Genomic DNA, 17,001 nt, shown 5'->3' on the forward strand with positions numbered 1-17,001 from the left:
GCACCAGATTTCAGGCTCCCTGTCAATCAACGGCGGCGCTGCTTGCCTGCCCCAGTCGGTTATTCGGGCTGTCCGCCGATCGTTTCCAATTGTGCCGGCGGGACGGACATGGCCGGCCACTTGATAGCGGTTCTCACATCCTTCATTGCTGCTATCCGACGCGTCGTCTCGACGAAATCGAGCACGATCTTCGATTTTTCCTCCGCATGCCAGGCGACGAGCAACTCGACCTCGGCGGGGATGTCGTCAAGCCGCCTGTACACGAGATAGGGGCTTGGATTGTGGGCGAGCCAGGACGGCGCGATCGCAATCCCGACGCCGGCCGCCACCAGGGTGCCGATCGCCAGGGTATGTGACACCTCCTGCACGATGACCGGGTAGACGCCGGCGCGGCGCAGTGCGCCCATGATCGCGTGGTAGTAGCTCGCCCCGACAGTCGGGGCATAGGTGATGATGGGCTCGCCGGCGAAATCCTTGACCGTCAGGTCTTCCTTCAGCGCCAACCGATGCTCCCTGGGCAGCACCGCCACGAAACCTTCCTGCAGGATATGCTCGGTCTTCAGGAAACCTGCCGGGTTGGTCGGGCGGATGAAGGCCACCTGAACCTTGCTGCTCTGGAGCAGTTCGAGCTGCTGCGCCGTGCCCAGCACCTGCACGTCGACGGTCATCGCCGGATAGCGTTTTCGAAAGTCCGAAATGACCGGCGGCAGGACATGCGATAGCGCCACATGCACGCCGCTGACGGAAATCGTTCCGCTATCGTCACCGGAAATGGAACGGGTATGCGTGACCGCCCTGTCGATGCCGCCTAGGATTTCCTGGGCATGACGCAGGAAGATTTCGCCTGCCGGCGTCAGCTTCACGCGGCGGGTGGTGCGACGGAAAAGCTTGGTGCCGAGGCGATCTTCGAGCTGCCGGATCTGCTGGCTGAGCGGCGCCTGCGCCATGCCGAGCTTGTCGGCGGCGCGGCTGAAATGCAGCTCTTCGGCGACGCAGGCGAAATAGTGGAGGTGACGAAATTCGATGCCATATTTCATATCCAGAACATATCAATACCCCCGTGATTTTGTAATAGATAATAATTTATTCTCGTGATTAGTTTTAAAAAAACGACAATAAAATTGGAACAGCTGGAGCTTCGGCTTCCGAAACGGAGCGTGAATGACGCGTTTCTGGGTGTTGAAAATTCTGCGGACCGTGTTGACGCTTTGGTTCGTGGTGACTTTCGTATTCGTGGTGCTGAGAACGTCTGGGGATCCGGTCGTGGCGCTTGTCGGCGCCGATGCCACGCCTGAGGAAGTCGAACAGTTCCGCCAGCTCTGGCGTCTCGATGATCCGCTCTGGATTCAGTATTTCCGCTACGTCGTCCAGATGGCGACCGGCCAGTTCGGCATTTCCTACCGCGACGGCCGCGAGGTCATCGACATCATCGCCGAACGGGTTCCGTGGACGCTGATCCTCGGCCTTTTTTCCTATATCGGGGCCATCCTGATCGGTGTGCCGGCCGGAATTATCGCCGCCATCAAGCGCGGATCGACCTTCGACAACCTGATCATGGCGACCGCCGTGTTCGGCTTCGCCCTGCCGAACTTCTTCCTCGGCATCCTGATGATCCTGCTCTTTTCGCTGAGCCTGCAATGGCTGCCGAGTTCCGGCACCGGCACCGTGTTGCACCTGATCATGCCCGCCATCACGCTTGCGACCTTCACGGCCGGCACGCTCGCCCGCTTCACCCGCTCGGCGATGCTGGAAGTGCTGGACAAGCTCTATATCCGCGCCGCCGCCGCCAAGGGCGTCGGTTATTGGAAACGCATCATTTTCCATGCGCTGCCGAATGCCAGCATCCCGCTCGTCACCATTATCGGCCTCAATCTCGGCGAACTGATCGGCGGCGCCATCGTCGTCGAGACCGTGTTCGCATGGCCGGGCGTCGGCCGCCTGCTGGTGACGGCCGTCTCTTCGCGCGACCTTGCGGTCGTGCAGGGGCTGGTGCTGATCATGGCGGTGACGATGGTGCTCGCAAACCTGGTCGTCGACCTGCTCTACGGCCTGCTCGACCCGCGCATTCGCGTGCAGAATTGAGGGCCGGCGGATGAAGCGCGTTTCCCCCATTCTGGTTTTCGCCATCGTCATTCTGGCGATCGCGGTCATCGTCGCCATCATCGGCAATGTCTTCACGTCGCACGGCATGTCGCAGCAGAACCTGCTCGCCCGCCTGAAGCCGCCGGCCTTCATGACCGGCAGCAATCCAAACTTCCCGCTCGGCACGGACCGTATCGGCCGCGACATGGTGGCAAGAGTGATTGCCGGCCTGCAGATGTCGCTTTCGGTGGCGATTGCCGGCACGATCATCGGCGCCGTCTTCGGCTCCGTCATCGGCTTCATCTCTGCGCATTTCCGGGGCTGGGTCGAGGAAGTGCTGATGATGCTGGTCGACTTCCAGGCATCGCTGCCGTTCATCCTCATCACCCTGACGCTGCTTGCCTTCTTCGGCAACAGCATGACGCTGTTCATCATCCTGATGGGCCTGTTCGGGTGGGAAAAATACGCCCGCCTCTCCCGCGGCGTGGTTCTGTCGGCGATCAACCAGCCTTATGCCAAGGCGATCGTCGCGCTCGGCGCCGGCAACGGCCGGCTCTATCTCAAGCATGTGCTGCCGAACGTCGCGAGTGCCCTGATCGTGCAGGTAACCCTGACGTTCCCGCAGATCATCCTTCTGGAAACCTCGCTGAGCTTTCTGGGGCTCGGCATCCAAGCCCCGCAGACCAGCCTTGGCCAGATCCTCGGTGATGGCCGGGACTACCTTTCGACCGCCTGGTGGATTTCGATCTGGCCTGGCCTGGTCATCTTTCTCGTCACGCTCTCGATGAGCATCGTCGGCGACTGGCTGCGTGACCGGCTCGATCCGATGCTGCGTGCCCGAACAACCTGAAAATGCCGTTCGAACATAAATAAACAAGGGAAGGTGGAACGATGTTTACAAGACGTGAAGTGGGAAATCTCATTCTCGGAGCGGGGGCGCTGTCGATGGTGGGCAGCCTGCCGAAAGCAAATGCCGCGGACAGGCCGTCGCTCAATATCGCGGTCGACAATCTCTGGGCCAATATGGCGACGATCAACGGCATCTCGACGACGTCGCGCCGTATCTTTCCGAATTTCTACGACAATCTCGTCGACCGCGACTACATCAAGGACGAAAACGGCCTGATCTTCGCACCGAAGCTCGCGACGAAATGGGAGCAGAAGGGCAATATCTGGACCTTCACATTGCGGGAGGGCGTGAAGTTCCACGACGGCACCGAGATGACGGCGGAAGACGCAGTGTTCACGCTGTCGCCGGAACGTCTCTGGGGTGCAAAACCATTCGAGCCGCGCGGCAAGACTTTCACCGCCGGCTTCAAGCGCGTCGAGGCGACCGGGAAATACACGTTCGAGATCGAGACCGAGCGGCCGGACCCGAACATCCCGAGCAAGCTCACCGGCTATATCGGCTTTGTCGTGCCGAAGAAATATTACATGGAAGTCGGCGTCGACGCCTTCGGCCAGAAACCGATCGGCACCGGCCCCTACAAGGTCACGACCTTCCGCTCCGGCGAGATCATGGTTCTGGAAGCCTTCGACGACTATTGGGGCGGCCCGCCGCCGGTCAAGCAGATCTCCTGGAAGATCGTTCCGGAATTCGCCGCCCGCATGGCCGGTCTCGTCTCCAAGGAATTCGACTTCATCGTCAACATTCCGACCGACCAGGAAGCCGCCCTCGAAAAATACCAGGGCGTGACGCTGAAGCGGGTTCTCGCCGACAACTACCCGGCTCTCGCCTTCAACACCCGTCCCGATCCGGAAGACAATCCGCTGGTCGATCCGAACCTGCGCTACGCCATGGTCCAGGCGATCGACATGAACGCGATCGTCCAGGCGCTCTTCAACGGAACCACGGAACACCCGGCAGTTCCGTTCAACTTCAAGGAATACGGCAAATTCTACGACCCGAACTTGCCGGTGAAGCTCCCCTACGACGTGGCGGCCGCCAAGGCGCTCGTCGCAAAGACCAAATACAAAGGCGAGAAGCTGCTGTGGCATATCACTCGCCAGTTTTACCCGAACTACGAAGCCGCTGCCGAAATCATGGTCGAGCAGTGGCGCGAGATCGGCGTCAATGTCGAGGCGCAGATTCGCGACAATTTCGAGCTCGTCTACCGCCGCCCCTATCACATGATGAACATGTCGATGAGTTCGGACTTCATCCCCGGCGACCCCTACCAGCCGCTGTGGCTCGATTGGGGTCCGACGGCATCGCGTTCGACCGCCACCTGGAAGACCTGGGACCCATCGCCGGAATTCATTGCACTCGGCAAGAAGTTCGATGCCACCACGGATTTCGAGGAGCGCAAAAAAGCCTATCTCGCGCTTTCCGAAGAATGGCAGCGCATCACGCCCGGCTATTATCTCTGGAAGAGTGTCTACAACTGCGCCCACCGCGCCGGCATCGAATTCAAGTTCAAGCCGAACGGCGAAATGCGCATCTACGGCGACTACTTCAAGTTCGTATGATGGCAAGCACACGCAAGCATGCGCTGAAGGATATGACGTTCGCGGAGTTCCGCGAACGTCTTTCCGAAAAACCCGTCATCCTCCTGCCCTTCGGCAGTCAGGAGGAACAGGGACCCCACGCCCCGATGGGCGATTTCATGCTGACCGAAGCGGTGGCGGCAAAGGTGGCGGAGGCCTCCGGCGCGATCGTCGCGCCGATCATCCCCTTCGGTTACGCCGACTTTTTCAAGACCATTCCCGGCGGCATCCAGTTCCGGGCCTCGACCTTCTCGGCCGTGGTCGAGGATACCGTGACCGCTTTTCTCGATCACGGCGTCGAGCATATCCTGATCCTGAACGGCCATACCAGCAATGCGCCGCTTTTCGACCAGACGCTTCGCCGCATCCGCACAGAGCGCGGCGTCTCCGTCGCCTTCATCAATCTCTGGCAGGCGATCCCGGACGCGCTCTGGAAGGAGTTGCACGGCTCCTCGGTTGCGGCGGCCCGCGGCCATGGCGGCGATCCGCTGACCTCGATCTACCTGCATCTCTTCCCCGAACTGATGCGGATGGACCTTGCCCGCCCATCCGTGCGCGAAAAAGCCTTCGGCCTGCCGACCGGGGGCGTCAACAACGTCCAGTTCGAGGGCATGCCGGTGCATGTGCCGCTCAATTGCGACGAGGTGAATGCCGACGGCATGCTCGGCGGCGATCCGCTGCTCGCCAGCGCCGAGAAGGGCGAGAAGATGGTCGAGCATCTCGTCGGCTTCTGCGCCCGGTTCGTGGAGCACCTGCGCCGCTGCGACATGCGCTCGGTGACGGCCTTTTCACCACAAGAAGAAAAGGTGTCCTCATGAGCAATGAGCGGCTTTCCATCGAGCGCCTGAACGTGCCGCTGCCGCGCGGCGCCGATCGCGCCTTTGCGGTCGAAGACCTGTCGCTGTCGGTCAGCAAGGGTGAGATCCTTTGCATCGTCGGCGAATCCGGCTCCGGAAAATCGCTGACCGCGCTGGCCGCAATGGGGCTCCTTCCCCGCAACCTCGGCAAGCCGGCAGGCAAGGTGATGTTCGAGGGCAAGGACCTGCTCACCCTCGACGAGGCGTCCCGCCGGGACATAACCGGCCGGCGTATCGCGATGATCTTCCAGGAGCCGACGGCGGCGCTCAACCCGATCTTCCGGGTCGGCGAACAGGTGTCGGAGACATTTCGCATCCATACGTCGCTGAGTGGGGCCGAGATCCGCAAGAAGGTGATCGATCTCTTCCGCGAAGTTCAGCTCCCAAATCCCGAGCAGATCTACCATTCCTATCCGCACCAGCTTTCCGGCGGCCAGTGCCAGCGGGTGATGATCGCCACCGCCCTTGCCCTCGATCCTTCGGTGCTGATCGCCGACGAGCCGACCACCGCGCTCGACGTCACCACCCAGGCACAGATCCTCAAGTTGATGCTGGAGCTTCGCGCCAAGCACGATACCGGCATCATCTTCATCACCCATGATTTCGGCGTCGTCGCCGAGATCGCCGACCGCGTCGCCGTCATGCAGACAGGCAGGCTGGTCGAAATCGGCACGCGCGACGAGATCCTCAACCATCCGAGAGAAGACTATACCCGCCGCCTGCTCGCCGCCGTGCCGACGCTGACGCCGAGGAAGGAGCGAGAAGGCCTTGGGAAGCCGGTGCTGATCGCCAGGAATATCGTCAAGACATTCGCCCGCTCGGGCCTCTTCGGCGGCGGCCGCACCGTGAAGGCGGTGGACGACGTCGATATCACCATCCGCCGTGGAGAGACGCTGGGCCTGGTCGGCGAGTCCGGTTCCGGCAAGTCGACGCTGGCGCAATGCGTCATCCGGCTCGTGCAGCCGGAAAGCGGCGATATCTTGATTTCCGGCGGCGATTTCGCCGGCCTCAACGGCAAGGCGCTGCGCGAGGCACGCCGCAAGGTTCAGATCGTCTTCCAGGATCCGTACACTGCGCTCGATCCGCGCCAGAAGGTCGGCGACTCCATCGCCGAAGGCCCCGTCATCCACGGCCTCGACCGCAAGGCGGCGATGGCCCGCGCGCTCGACCTGCTCGAAGCCTGCGGCCTCGACCGCGCCTCGGCCACCCGGTTCCCGCACGAGTTCTCCGGCGGCCAGAGGCAACGCATCTGCATCGCCCGGGCGCTCGCGGTCGAGCCGGAACTGCTGATCGCCGACGAGAGCGTCTCCGCCCTCGACGTCTCGGTGCAGGCCCAGGTGCTGAAACTGCTGGCCGACATGCAGGAGAGGCTTGGGTTCGGCATCCTGTTCATCACCCACGACCTGCGCGTCGCGAGCCAGATCTGCGACAATATCGCCGTCATGCGCAACGGCCGGATCGTCGAACGCGGCGATCCCGCATCGCTGTTCGGCGCGCCGAAAGAAACCTACACGAAGGAACTGCTCGCCGCCGTGCCCGGCCAGGGCTGGCAGCGTCACGCCAGTGAAACCGAGGCCGGGGCGGCAAAGTCCCGGGAGGAAACCCCATGAAGAAATATCACATCGGCAGCGTGCCGAAACAGGTCGACCCGGAACTCATCGCCAGGTTCGAAAGCGTCGAGGTGGCGACCATCGGCCATTTTCGCCATCGCGGTTTCGTGCATCATTCGATTTCCCCCGTTGTCGAACCGGGCAGGACGCTGGTCGGCACGGCGGTGACGGTGGCGATCCCGGCAACCGACTCCACCCTCCTCCATCACGCGATCGGCTTCATCCGCCCCGGCGATTTCCTGTTCGTCGACAGGCTGGGCGATGACCGGCACGCCTGCATCGGCGGCGGCGTCGCCTTCGCGATCAAGGCCGCCGGCGCAATCGGCGTCGTGCTCGACGGTCCCTGCACCGATGTGGAGGAAATTCTCGAACTCGATCTGCCGTTCTGGTCACGCGGCGTCTCAGGCATCACCACACGGCTCAACGATCTCGGCGGCTCGCTCAACCTGCCGATTTCCTGTGGCAACGTCCCGGTCCTGCCGGGCGATATCGTGGTTGCCGATGCAAGCGGCGTCGTGGTGATCCCGGTCGATGAGGCTGAAGACGTCGTCGAGGAGGCAATCGCGCGTCAGGCACGGGCGGGCCGCAACAAGGACAAGATCGCAGCCGGCGAGAAGCTCGGCGATCTCTCTGGCGCCAGCCGTCTGGTTGCCGCTGCGCTGGAGCCGAAATGATGGAAAATCCGCAATACAATTATCTGCGCGTCGAGCGTGGCGTCTATCGCAAGATCGCCGGCATCAGCGAACGCGGCGTCGTTACCTCCCAGCACTACGCGGCGGCCGAGGCTGGGGCGGCGGTCCTGTCGGCGGGCGGCAATGCCGTCGACGCTGCGGTGACCGCCGCCTTCACCTTGCAGACCGTCGAACCCTGGATGACCAGTCTGGCGGCCTGCGGTTACATGCTGGTCGCCCAGCCGGACGGAAAGGTCGAAGTGGTCGAATTCACCGGCCGCGTGCCTTCGTATTTTGACGAGGAATTCTATAGGCCCGATCCCAGCATCAAGACCTTCATCGGCCACCCGGCATCGGTCGACAACCGCAATGTCCGCGGCTTTACCGCAGCCGTCGTACCCGGATGCGTGCGCGGCTTTGCGGAAGCGCTGAAGCGTTACGGTACGATCGGCTTCGACCGGGCGCTGACGCCCGCGATCGAGCGTGCCCGCAAGGGCATCTATGTCGACTGGCACACGACGCTGGCGATCGCGATCGCCGAGGGCGAGCTCGCCATGGATCCCGGCGCCCGGTCGATCTTTCTCCCCAGTGGCCACGCGCCGGAGCCTGGAGTGACGCTACCACTCGATCAGCTCGCCCAGACGCTAGAGCAGCTGGCCAGCGAAGGCCCGGATTCGCTCTATGGCGGCGCGATCGGCGAAAGACTAGTCGCCGATCTCAATGCCGGCGGCAGCTCGATCACCTTGGAGGACATGGCCAGTTACGCCCCCCTCCTCTACCCGTCCCGGACCATGCCCTTGCAGGGCAAGACCGTGCATGTGGCGGGGGAAACCAGCGCCGGCCAGCGGCTCTTCGACGCGCTTGATCACTTCGACAGGACGCGCGGAAAAGGCCCGGTCGACGCTGGTTTCTTCATGGCCATGGCCGAGGCCCTCTGGGAAAGTTTCGGCGCCCATCGCAAACGCCTCAATCCGGCCGAGACGACCAACAAGACCAGCACCACGCAGGTCAACGCCGTGGATCACGAAGGCCGGATGGTGGCGATCACCTTCACGCTGCTCAACCGGTTTGGCGCCCGCGCCTTGTCGCCATCGACGGGCATCCTGCTCAACAACGGCATGTCCTGGTTCGACCCGACCCCCGGTCGCGCCAACTCGCTGACACCGAACGCCTATGCGCCGAGCAACATGTGCCCGGTGGCGATCACCGACGAGAACGGCGCCTTCGCGGCTTTCGGCGCCGCCGGCGGCAACCAGATCGTGCCGTCGCTGGCCCAGCTCACCGGCATGATCCTGCATGCCGGCCTCGACATCGAAGAGGCAATGAACCTGCCGCGCATGACGACCGGCCCGCATAACGACATCATCGTCAATGTCGACATGCCCGCCGACCAGATCGAGGCGCTCGAAAGGATCGCCACGGTGAAGCCCGCCGCAGCGGTCGTTTATCCCCGGCCCTTCGCCGCGCCCGGCATGGTCGGCCGTCGGGGCAATGCCTTTGTCGGCATGCCCGACATCACCTATCCCGCCGCTTACGCCGCCACAGCCTGACGAGACCAAGATGACAGAGCTGACTTTCGCCCCCGTCGATATCGACGGCGTTCTCAAGATCATTCCGCCGACGGCACCGGCCGTACCGCTGGTGTTCGACTCGCCCCATAGCGGCCTGACATTGCCGGATTTCGAGCGCACGGTTTCAGACGAACTGGTGCGCGTCGCCGCCGACACCCATGTGGACGACCTCTTCGGCTTTGCGCCGTCGATCGGGGCGCCGCTGCTGATCGCGCATTTTCCGAGGAGTTTTCTCGACCTCAACCGGTCGCTGAAGGATGTCGACCTGGAAATGGTCGAGGGCGAGTGGCCGCATCCGGTCCGTGACAGTGCCTCGGCACGCCGCGGCATGGGCATCACCTGGCGTTACGCCTGGGGTGACACGCTAATGTATGGCCGCAAGTTGACGGTGAAGGAGCTGGAAGACCGCATCGACACCTATTGGCGACCCTACCACCGCCAGTTGGTTCGGCTGCTCGATGAAACCCATGCGGCCTTCGGCAAGGTCTATCACGTCAACTGCCACTCGATGCCGGCGATCGGCCACGTGCTCTCGCCCGATCCGGCCGGCACCGTCCGCAAGGACATCGTGGTCGGCGACTACGAAGGCGTGTCGAGCGAACCGGATTTCGTGAAACTCGTGGTCGAGACGCTGGAAGGGTTTGGCTATTCGGTGTCGCTCAACGTGCCCTTCAAGGGCGCCGAGCTGGTATCGGCCTACAGCTCGCCTGGCAAAAACCGCCACAGCATCCAGATCGAACTCAACCGCAAACTCTACATGGACGAGGAAACCCGCGAGAAGATCGCCGGTTACGACGAGTTGAAGGTCAATCTCGCCACGCTCGGCACTGTCATGCGCGACTACGTCCTGCACAAAAGCTGAGGGGCGGCGGACGCCACCAAGTCCCGCAACAGCGCGCATAAGCTCTCCTTAACGCTCAACACGTATTGTGGGCGTGCAACAGGCCAGCGCGGAATGGTAGGCGACCTTCATTGACGACAGCGGTTCCCCTTCGATTACATTCATCGCTGCCCGGGGCTCCGGACGGCTGGGCTGCTCCGATGCTGGTCGCCCAGAACATCGGTCATCGACGCACGGCTGTTCTCGTCATAGGCACCGGTGCGGCCAAGCTGGACCTCCCGCAGCTTCCGGCAGAAGACATCGAGCTTTCGGTTGTTTCAGCATGCGACGGCGTTGAGAACCTCCAAACAATCGTTGAGGCGTCACAACCCCACCTGATCCTGCTCGACATTCAATTCGCAGACTTGTGCGGCGTCCAGATCTGCCGCCAGCTGAAACACAGCTCGGTGACGTCTGAAATACCGGTGATCCTGGTCACTCCCGAGGGCGATGTCGGTGGGAGGATCGCTGGCTTTGAGGCCGGTGCGGCTGACTGTGTCTCCAGCACGATCGACAGCCGGGAACTTGGTGCGCGCCTCAACGCACAACTCGCATCGAGCCGCAGCCGAAAGCAGATTCTGAGCCAGGACGAACAGCTTCGGACCGCACTCGCCAGCATGAGCCAGGGTGTTTGCCTCTTCCATGCGGACGGTACATTGGCCTTGTCCAACCGTCGCTACGCCGAGGTTTACGGGGTCGACCCAGCCTTGATCCGCCCCGGGCAGTCGCTCGAAGACATTATCAAGTTGAGGGACGAAGTCGGAGCCGTTCCGAAGATGTCCATGGAGGAATACCTCGAATGGGCGCAGGACACGAACGCCGGCGATTCGTCGCAAGTCTGGGTCAAGGAACTTAAATCGGGCAAGGTCATCCGGGGCTGTCATCAGCGTACGGCTGACGGGGGCTGGGTGTCGACGCATGAGGACGTGACCGAGGCGCGACTAGCCGAACGATCTCTTGCTGAAGCTCATGCGCAGGCCGAGCGCGCAGAGCAGGAGGCAAGAGCTGCCCATGCACGCCTGCTGGCCGCCTTCGAAGTCGTCCCGGAAGGACTGGCACTGTTCGATGAAAATGATCGATTTGTGATGTGGAACCGCCGCTACGAACAGCTTTACGCCGATAGCGGTGCTCCCCTCGTCAAGGGCATGGGTTTCGAGGACAGACTTCGCAGCGGGCTGCAGCGTGGCCAGTATCCCGACGCGATCGGCCGCGAGGAGGAGTGGCTGGCCGATCGATTGGCTCGTCATGCGGAGCCCAACAGCGCCCATGAGCAGCGCCTGCCGGGGAACCGATGGGTCCGGATAGAGGAACGACGCGTTTCCGGCGGCGGAAGCGTGGGGATCCGCGTCGACATCACGGATCTGAAGATGCGCGAGGCTTCCTTCCGGCTGTTGTTCGAAGGAAACCCCCTGCCGATGTGGGTTCAGGACCGGGAGAGCCTTCAATTTCTCGACGTCAACCAGGCGGCTCTTGATCACTACGGTTATGATCGTGACCTTTTTCTTTCCATGACACTGCTCGACATCCTTTCACCGGAGGACCGGGAAAGAATGAAAACCGCGGTCCCGGGTACGGAGCATGTCAGCGACGCCAATCGTTCCCAGCGGCATCGGACGGCGTGCGGCGCCGAAATCGAGGTCTTTATCTATTCGAGCCAACTTGCCTTCGACGCCCATCCGGCCTCACTGATTGCCGCAGTCGACGTCACCGAGCGAAAACGCGCGGAAAGGGCGCTGCTTCAGCATCGCGACGATCTGGAGGAAACAGTGCGCAGCAGAACGGCGGAAATTGCCCGTCAGGCCGCGGAACTGGAACGGATGCTCGATCAAGAGCGGCAGGTCAACGAACTGCAGCGGCAATTCGTCTCCATGGCGTCTCACGAATTCCGGACGCCGCTTTCGATCATCGACGGGGCGGCGCAACGTCTCGTTCGCCGCAAGAACGCGGTGACGCCGGAATTCATCGGTGAGAAGACAGAGCAGATCCGCAGCGCGGTTTCGCGAATGCTGGAACTGATGGAAAGCATCCTCGCGGTCGGACGCTTGGATCACGGCCACATCGACATCGTCCGCAAGCCATGCGCGCTGGGCGACATCATCAGGACCTGCAGTGCGCGGCAGGAAAGCATACGTAAATCGCACCGGTTCCTGCTCGATCTGGAGCGGCTTCCCTTAACGATTTACGGCGACGGTGCGGCGCTGGAGCAGGTATTCACCAATCTCTTCTCGAATGCGGTAAAATACGCGCCGGACTCTCCAGACGTCTATGTCACGGGGTGGCAGCAAGACGACTGTGTCCAGATTACCGTTCGCGACGAGGGCATAGGTATCGACGCGGACGACTTGCCCAAGATGTTCGGGCGCTATTTCCGGGCGAGAAGTTCGTCCGGCATCGCGGGGACGGGTATCGGCCTCAACCTGGTGAAGCAGGTGGTCGAGTTGCATAGCGGCGAAATTCACGTGGACAGCGTCAAGGGTGAAGGAACCGTATTTACAATCAAGCTGCCGATCGCCGCGCCCGAGCAAACGGACAACGACGCGGCGCAGACGTTGACCGACCAGATGGATCTACCGATCGAGGTCCAGACGTAAAAGTAACAACACGCGGCTCGACGTGATTGCGGACCCGGCTGTGATCGGCTCATCGGCCGCCTTGTCCCCAATCATCTGGGCCCTAGATCCGGCACATGGACGCTGAGCGAATCACAGGTTCTACCAAATCAGCAAGCCCGTCTTCGCGGAAACCTCTCCAGAGGCCGAGCCCGGCCATTGTGGAACAAGTCGAGCGCCTACTGGGTGGGCGCACGCGGAATATCCGGCTCAACGGCGAGCTGGCCCGGCTTTTTCGTGAACGCTCCTGGCCGCAGACCGCCAAGATCATCCGCGCCTGGATGATCTGGGTCAGCGTGCTCGACGTCCTGACCTTGGGCCTCTACGCGATCCTGCTTCCGACCGAAACCGTGATGTCGATGCTTTGGCCGGCATCCATCCTTCCCCCCGCAGCTCTCGTCGCCGCGATGGTGTTTCTGCGGCCGCGCGCTTTGTGGCTGCAAGGAGTTTTCCTTCTCTCGGCTGTCTTTTTCATCCTCCTGTCCGTAGCCCTGGTGGGCGTCAGCGCCGGTGGCGAGTTTTACGAGCGCCATCTGACCATCATGCTTTTTGTGGCCGTCACTGCCATCATCATATTTCCCATCCTGCTTGGCTGGGCCATGGCGATCGGTGCTTCGGCCCTTGGTATCTACCTCGTGTTTCAACTGCACAATCCAGGCATCGAGGCGGGAAGTGCCCTGGCCAGCGCCCTGTTTTTCGCAAGCGGTGTGGCAGCAACCATCGTTGCCCGACGTACTGCAACGATCCTGGCGCACAAGAGTTTCTTGCTCGAGTTGCGAGACCGAAGTCGCCTCGCCGAGCTTGCTGACGCCAATTCCCAGCTGGAACTGCTCGCACGAACCGACCCGCTGACCGGTGTCGCCAACCGGCGCTCGATGATGGAAACGCTCTATCGTTTCTGGAACGAGGACTTAACACGAACCAGAGGCGCGGCGATGCTGATGTGCGATGTCGACGACTTCAAGCGCCTCAACGATAGTCTCGGGCATGCCGAAGGCGATCGCTGTCTGGTGAAGGTTGCCGGCATCATTCAGAGCAGCATGAGAGACGAACGGGACCAGGTCGCCCGTTACGGCGGCGAAGAGTTTCTCGTCTTCCTGCCCGGCGCTGACGAGCGGGAGGCCAGGATCGTCGCCGAAAGAGTTCGCAGCCGCGTAGAAGCGGCGTCGCTTCCAAACCCCACCTCCCGCGTCATTCCTTATGTCACGGTCAGCATCGGAGTAGCGGCGCTGATGCAGGACAGTGAACTCGTCTCGGCGGAGCATCTTCAGCGCCAGGCGGACGCTGCGCTCTATCTTGCCAAAAAAGCCGGCCGGAATTGTCTGATAATCCATGCTCCAGAGACCGGGCAAACCTCCGATTAAACCTGCCCACTCGGGTGGTTGGTTGGGGACGAAATCAAGTTCCAATATCCCGTCTGCCGAACGAGCCAGCGAAATCCTCCTTGAGTAGGAGTGACGAGCCGGATATCGATCGACCCGCAAGCCAGCCAGCCCAGCCTTACAGTATCGAAGTCTACATATGATGATGGCTTGGCGGTTGCACGCCAAGCCATCATCCCCTCTTCGGAAGGGATAGTACCCTTTACGGCGAAAGTTCCTCCAGAACCTGGCCCTTGGTCTCGACCGCGAAGAGGGCCGTCACCAGGGCGCCAACGAGAAGGATCGCTGCGAACGCGCCGAAAACATACTGGATGCCCATCGACGACATGACCCAACCCACCCCGATAGGGCCCGCGGAGGATCCGAGACGAAGCCAGGCGCTGCCTGTACCCGTGCCAATGGCACGAAGGCGGGTCGGGTAGATTTCCGCCGAATAGAGATAGAGCGAGAAAGTGACGGTCTGGACGATGGCGTAGGCGAGACCGGCCAGGATCAGGACCTGTATTGCCGACGTCGCACCCAGCCAGGCGAGGATGGCAAGCGGGATCGGCGCGATCAGAAGGGCACCGGTGTACCAGCGCTTGCGACCGACCTTGTCGATGAGCAATGCGCAGATAACCGCCGCGATCACGCCACCGACCGAGGTGATAAATCCGTATAGGATACTGGTTTCCAGCGGCAGGTTGAATGTCTGGCGATAGAGGGTCGGAAGCCAGGTGATCGTCCCATTGGCGACCATATAGGCACAGAACCACATCGCCCAGATCGACAGCGTGCGCTTGAGGTAGATGCCCTGGAAAAGTTCGCGCCAGTCCGATCGACGACGGACGGGGGCGGCTACGATTTTCGGCTCCGGCAGCTCCTTGCCGGCAGCACGAGCGCTGTTCTCCAACTTGGTGACGATGCGGTCGGCTTCCTCATAGCGGCCGTTGGCGGCGAGCCAGCGAGGCGATTCATTGAGGAACCAGCGCAACGGGATCATCAGGACGGCCGGGATCAGGCCGACGACGAACATCGCCTTCCAGCCATAGGCTGGGACCATGAAATAGCCGATCAAGCCCGCGCCGACGAGACCGAGCAGAAACATGACCTCATACAGCAGGAAGAAGCGGCCCCGCCCCTTCGAGCTGATCAACTCGTTGATATATGCACTCGCGACCGGAACTTCTCCGCCGGTTCCGATGCCTTGGATGAAACGAAATGCCATCATCATGCCGGCGCCGGCCGCAAAAAGGCATGCGACGTCCATGCTGACGAATAGCAGGATGGTGAATAGCAGCACTTTGAGACGGCCGATCCGTTCGGCAAGCCAGCCAAAGCAAATGGCGCCGATCAACTGCCCCAGGTAGCCCATCGACAAGATCATTCCCGTCTGTCCCGGGGTCAAACCCCACTCGCGGACAAGAACCGGCATGGCATAGGCTATGGCAATGACGGTGTAGCCGTCAAAGAACGTCGCTGCGCCGACGATATTTCGAGCCCAGAAGACCTCCCGGGTCACTGGCAGCCGTTCCAGGCGGGCGCTGATTTCAGCTTGGGTATCGACGGCCGGCGACTGCGCGGCCATCCGTTGTTCGATATTCATGTTTCCTCCCTCTGCCTGGCCCACTCTCCCGGCCTGGCGTCGAACCTACGTGTTGGATGTCTTAAACTTCGGGACCCTTTGGCATGCTGTGGTTGTGGATCCGCAAGGCATGGCTCTCTCTCATCGGCCAACCGGGCACCAGCGTGACAGACGGTGCGACGGCGGCGCATCACTCGCCGATGCGACCGCGATCCCCTATCCGTAAAAAGCCCCCGCTTGAGAGGCGGGGGCGTCCTCAGTCACTCGGCTGCCAGAAGCTGCTCAACCCGGCCAATGCCGGCAGCATCGAAGGCTGCAAAGATCTCCGCTTCGGCCTTTTCGCCGAGGTTCTTCAGCGGCTCGCGGATCGTGGCATGGTCAAGCACACCACGATGGACAAGCCCAAGCTTGAGGGCGACGGTGCCTTCCATATGGGAACCACGGTGGTAGACGGCACGGGTGACCGGAAGGAGACGTTCGAAGATCCGGCGAGCTTCCGGATAGTCCTGCGCCTTTCCTGCCTTGATCAGGTCGATCAGCAGTTCCGGTGTGATATTGCCGTAGCCGACAAGCAGGCCGTCGACATCGAACATGGTCGGCAGCAGCCATTCGTCATGGCAGCTCAGGATCTGCAGGTTCGGGTTGGCCTTCTTGAGTTCCGGAATCTCGACGTACCAGCGCTTCATGTTTCGAACGCCGTTTTTGGTGGCGACGACGCCGTCTTGGGTCGCGATCGCAAGCTGGGTGTCCAGGTCGTAGGAAGCCTTGGTGGCATCCGGGTACTGGAACAGGATGCACTGCAGGCCCGATTCCTGCCAGATCGCCTTGTAGCGATCCTGCGGGGCGCCTTTCTGGAAGCCGAAACGCAGCCAGCCGTGGTTCGGATAGACAAGAGCACCGGTCGCGCCGGCAGACTTGCACTTCTTGGCTTCTTCAGCGGCGACCCTGGTGCCCTCGCCGGTGATGCCAGCAATGATTGGAACCCGACCATCGACGGCTTCGACATAGGTGCGGATGAGCTTCAGGCGCTCTTCCTCGGTCAGGAACGTACCTTCGCCGGCATGGCCAAGGATAACCAGGCTCTTGACGCCGTCCATGCCGGCAAGCCATTTGGCAATACGGGCATTGGCCGGATAATCGACCTCTCCGTCGCGGGTAAACGCGGTAACGGGTGCCGGGCTCAGGCCTCTCAGATCCATCGTTGGCATAGATTGTCTCCTCCTAGATAGCCGCTGTCCGCCTTCGTGATCAGCGGTGGGATCGTTAATGGGAACGTTCCCACTATCGT

General features: G+C 61.8%; 13 protein-coding genes. 10 read left to right on the top strand and 3 right to left on the bottom strand.

The window, feature by feature from the left end; translation table 11 throughout:
- Positions 1-59 precede the first annotated feature (59 nt).
- On the bottom strand, positions 60-1,037 hold the full coding sequence (locus tag ACSQ3G_RS31230; RefSeq protein ID WP_436113099.1) for a LysR family transcriptional regulator: 978 nt from the start codon (positions 1,035-1,037) through the stop codon (positions 60-62).
- 124 nt (positions 1,038-1,161) lie between these two features.
- Between ACSQ3G_RS31230 and ACSQ3G_RS31235 the strand changes: the two genes are divergently transcribed.
- From ACSQ3G_RS31235 to ACSQ3G_RS31280, 10 genes are all read left to right on the top strand, one after another.
- Positions 1,162-2,082, top strand: coding sequence for an ABC transporter permease (locus ACSQ3G_RS31235; protein WP_105421636.1), 921 nt, complete (start codon positions 1,162-1,164; stop codon positions 2,080-2,082).
- Between the two features lie 10 nt (positions 2,083-2,092).
- Complete coding sequence (locus ACSQ3G_RS31240) at positions 2,093-2,932, top strand: ABC transporter permease (protein ID WP_046665571.1); 840 nt, start codon at positions 2,093-2,095, stop codon at positions 2,930-2,932.
- Positions 2,933-2,973: 41 nt separating this feature from the next.
- On the top strand, positions 2,974-4,551 hold the full coding sequence (locus tag ACSQ3G_RS31245; RefSeq protein WP_436113100.1) for an ABC transporter substrate-binding protein: 1,578 nt from the start codon (positions 2,974-2,976) through the stop codon (positions 4,549-4,551).
- Positions 4,551-5,387, top strand: coding sequence for a creatininase family protein (locus tag ACSQ3G_RS31250; protein WP_436113101.1), 837 nt, complete (start codon positions 4,551-4,553; stop codon positions 5,385-5,387). The genes ACSQ3G_RS31245 and ACSQ3G_RS31250 overlap by 1 nt, the downstream gene beginning before the upstream one ends.
- The gene (locus tag ACSQ3G_RS31255) at positions 5,384-7,036 is read left to right on the top strand and encodes an ABC transporter ATP-binding protein (protein ID WP_436113102.1); all 1,653 of its coding nucleotides are present in this window, start codon (positions 5,384-5,386) and stop codon (positions 7,034-7,036) included. Before ACSQ3G_RS31250 ends, ACSQ3G_RS31255 begins: the two co-directional genes overlap by 4 nt.
- Positions 7,033-7,710 (top strand): RraA family protein, encoded by a 678-nt coding sequence (locus tag ACSQ3G_RS31260; RefSeq protein ID WP_436113103.1) that lies wholly within the window; start codon positions 7,033-7,035, stop codon positions 7,708-7,710. The genes ACSQ3G_RS31255 and ACSQ3G_RS31260 overlap by 4 nt, the downstream gene beginning before the upstream one ends.
- Positions 7,707-9,257, top strand: a complete 1,551-nt coding sequence (locus ACSQ3G_RS31265) for a gamma-glutamyltransferase (protein WP_205836972.1) — start codon at positions 7,707-7,709, stop codon at positions 9,255-9,257. The genes ACSQ3G_RS31260 and ACSQ3G_RS31265 overlap by 4 nt, the downstream gene beginning before the upstream one ends.
- Positions 9,258-9,267: 10 nt before the next feature.
- Positions 9,268-10,140: an N-formylglutamate amidohydrolase gene (locus tag ACSQ3G_RS31270; RefSeq protein ID WP_436113104.1), complete on the top strand. Its 873-nt coding sequence runs from the start codon at positions 9,268-9,270 to the stop codon at positions 10,138-10,140.
- Between the two features lie 179 nt (positions 10,141-10,319).
- Positions 10,320-12,749, top strand: coding sequence for a PAS-domain containing protein (locus ACSQ3G_RS31275; RefSeq protein WP_436113105.1), 2,430 nt, complete (start codon positions 10,320-10,322; stop codon positions 12,747-12,749).
- 95 nt (positions 12,750-12,844) lie between these two features.
- Positions 12,845-14,131, top strand: coding sequence for a GGDEF domain-containing protein (locus tag ACSQ3G_RS31280; RefSeq protein ID WP_436113106.1), 1,287 nt, complete (start codon positions 12,845-12,847; stop codon positions 14,129-14,131).
- 220 nt (positions 14,132-14,351) lie between these two features.
- Here ACSQ3G_RS31280 and ACSQ3G_RS31285 read toward each other — a convergent pair whose 3' ends face one another.
- Both ACSQ3G_RS31285 and ACSQ3G_RS31290 read right to left on the bottom strand, forming a co-directional pair.
- Positions 14,352-15,734: an MFS transporter gene (locus ACSQ3G_RS31285; RefSeq protein WP_436113107.1), complete on the bottom strand. Its 1,383-nt coding sequence runs from the start codon at positions 15,732-15,734 to the stop codon at positions 14,352-14,354.
- Positions 15,735-15,973: 239 nt separating this feature from the next.
- Entirely contained in the window at positions 15,974-16,921 is a 948-nt protein-coding gene (locus tag ACSQ3G_RS31290) for a dihydrodipicolinate synthase family protein (protein ID WP_436113108.1), read from the bottom strand.
- Positions 16,922-17,001 lie beyond the last annotated feature (80 nt).

This window comes from Neorhizobium tomejilense (assembly GCF_964254135.1).
Lineage (GTDB): Bacteria > Pseudomonadota > Alphaproteobacteria > Rhizobiales > Rhizobiaceae > Neorhizobium > Neorhizobium tomejilense.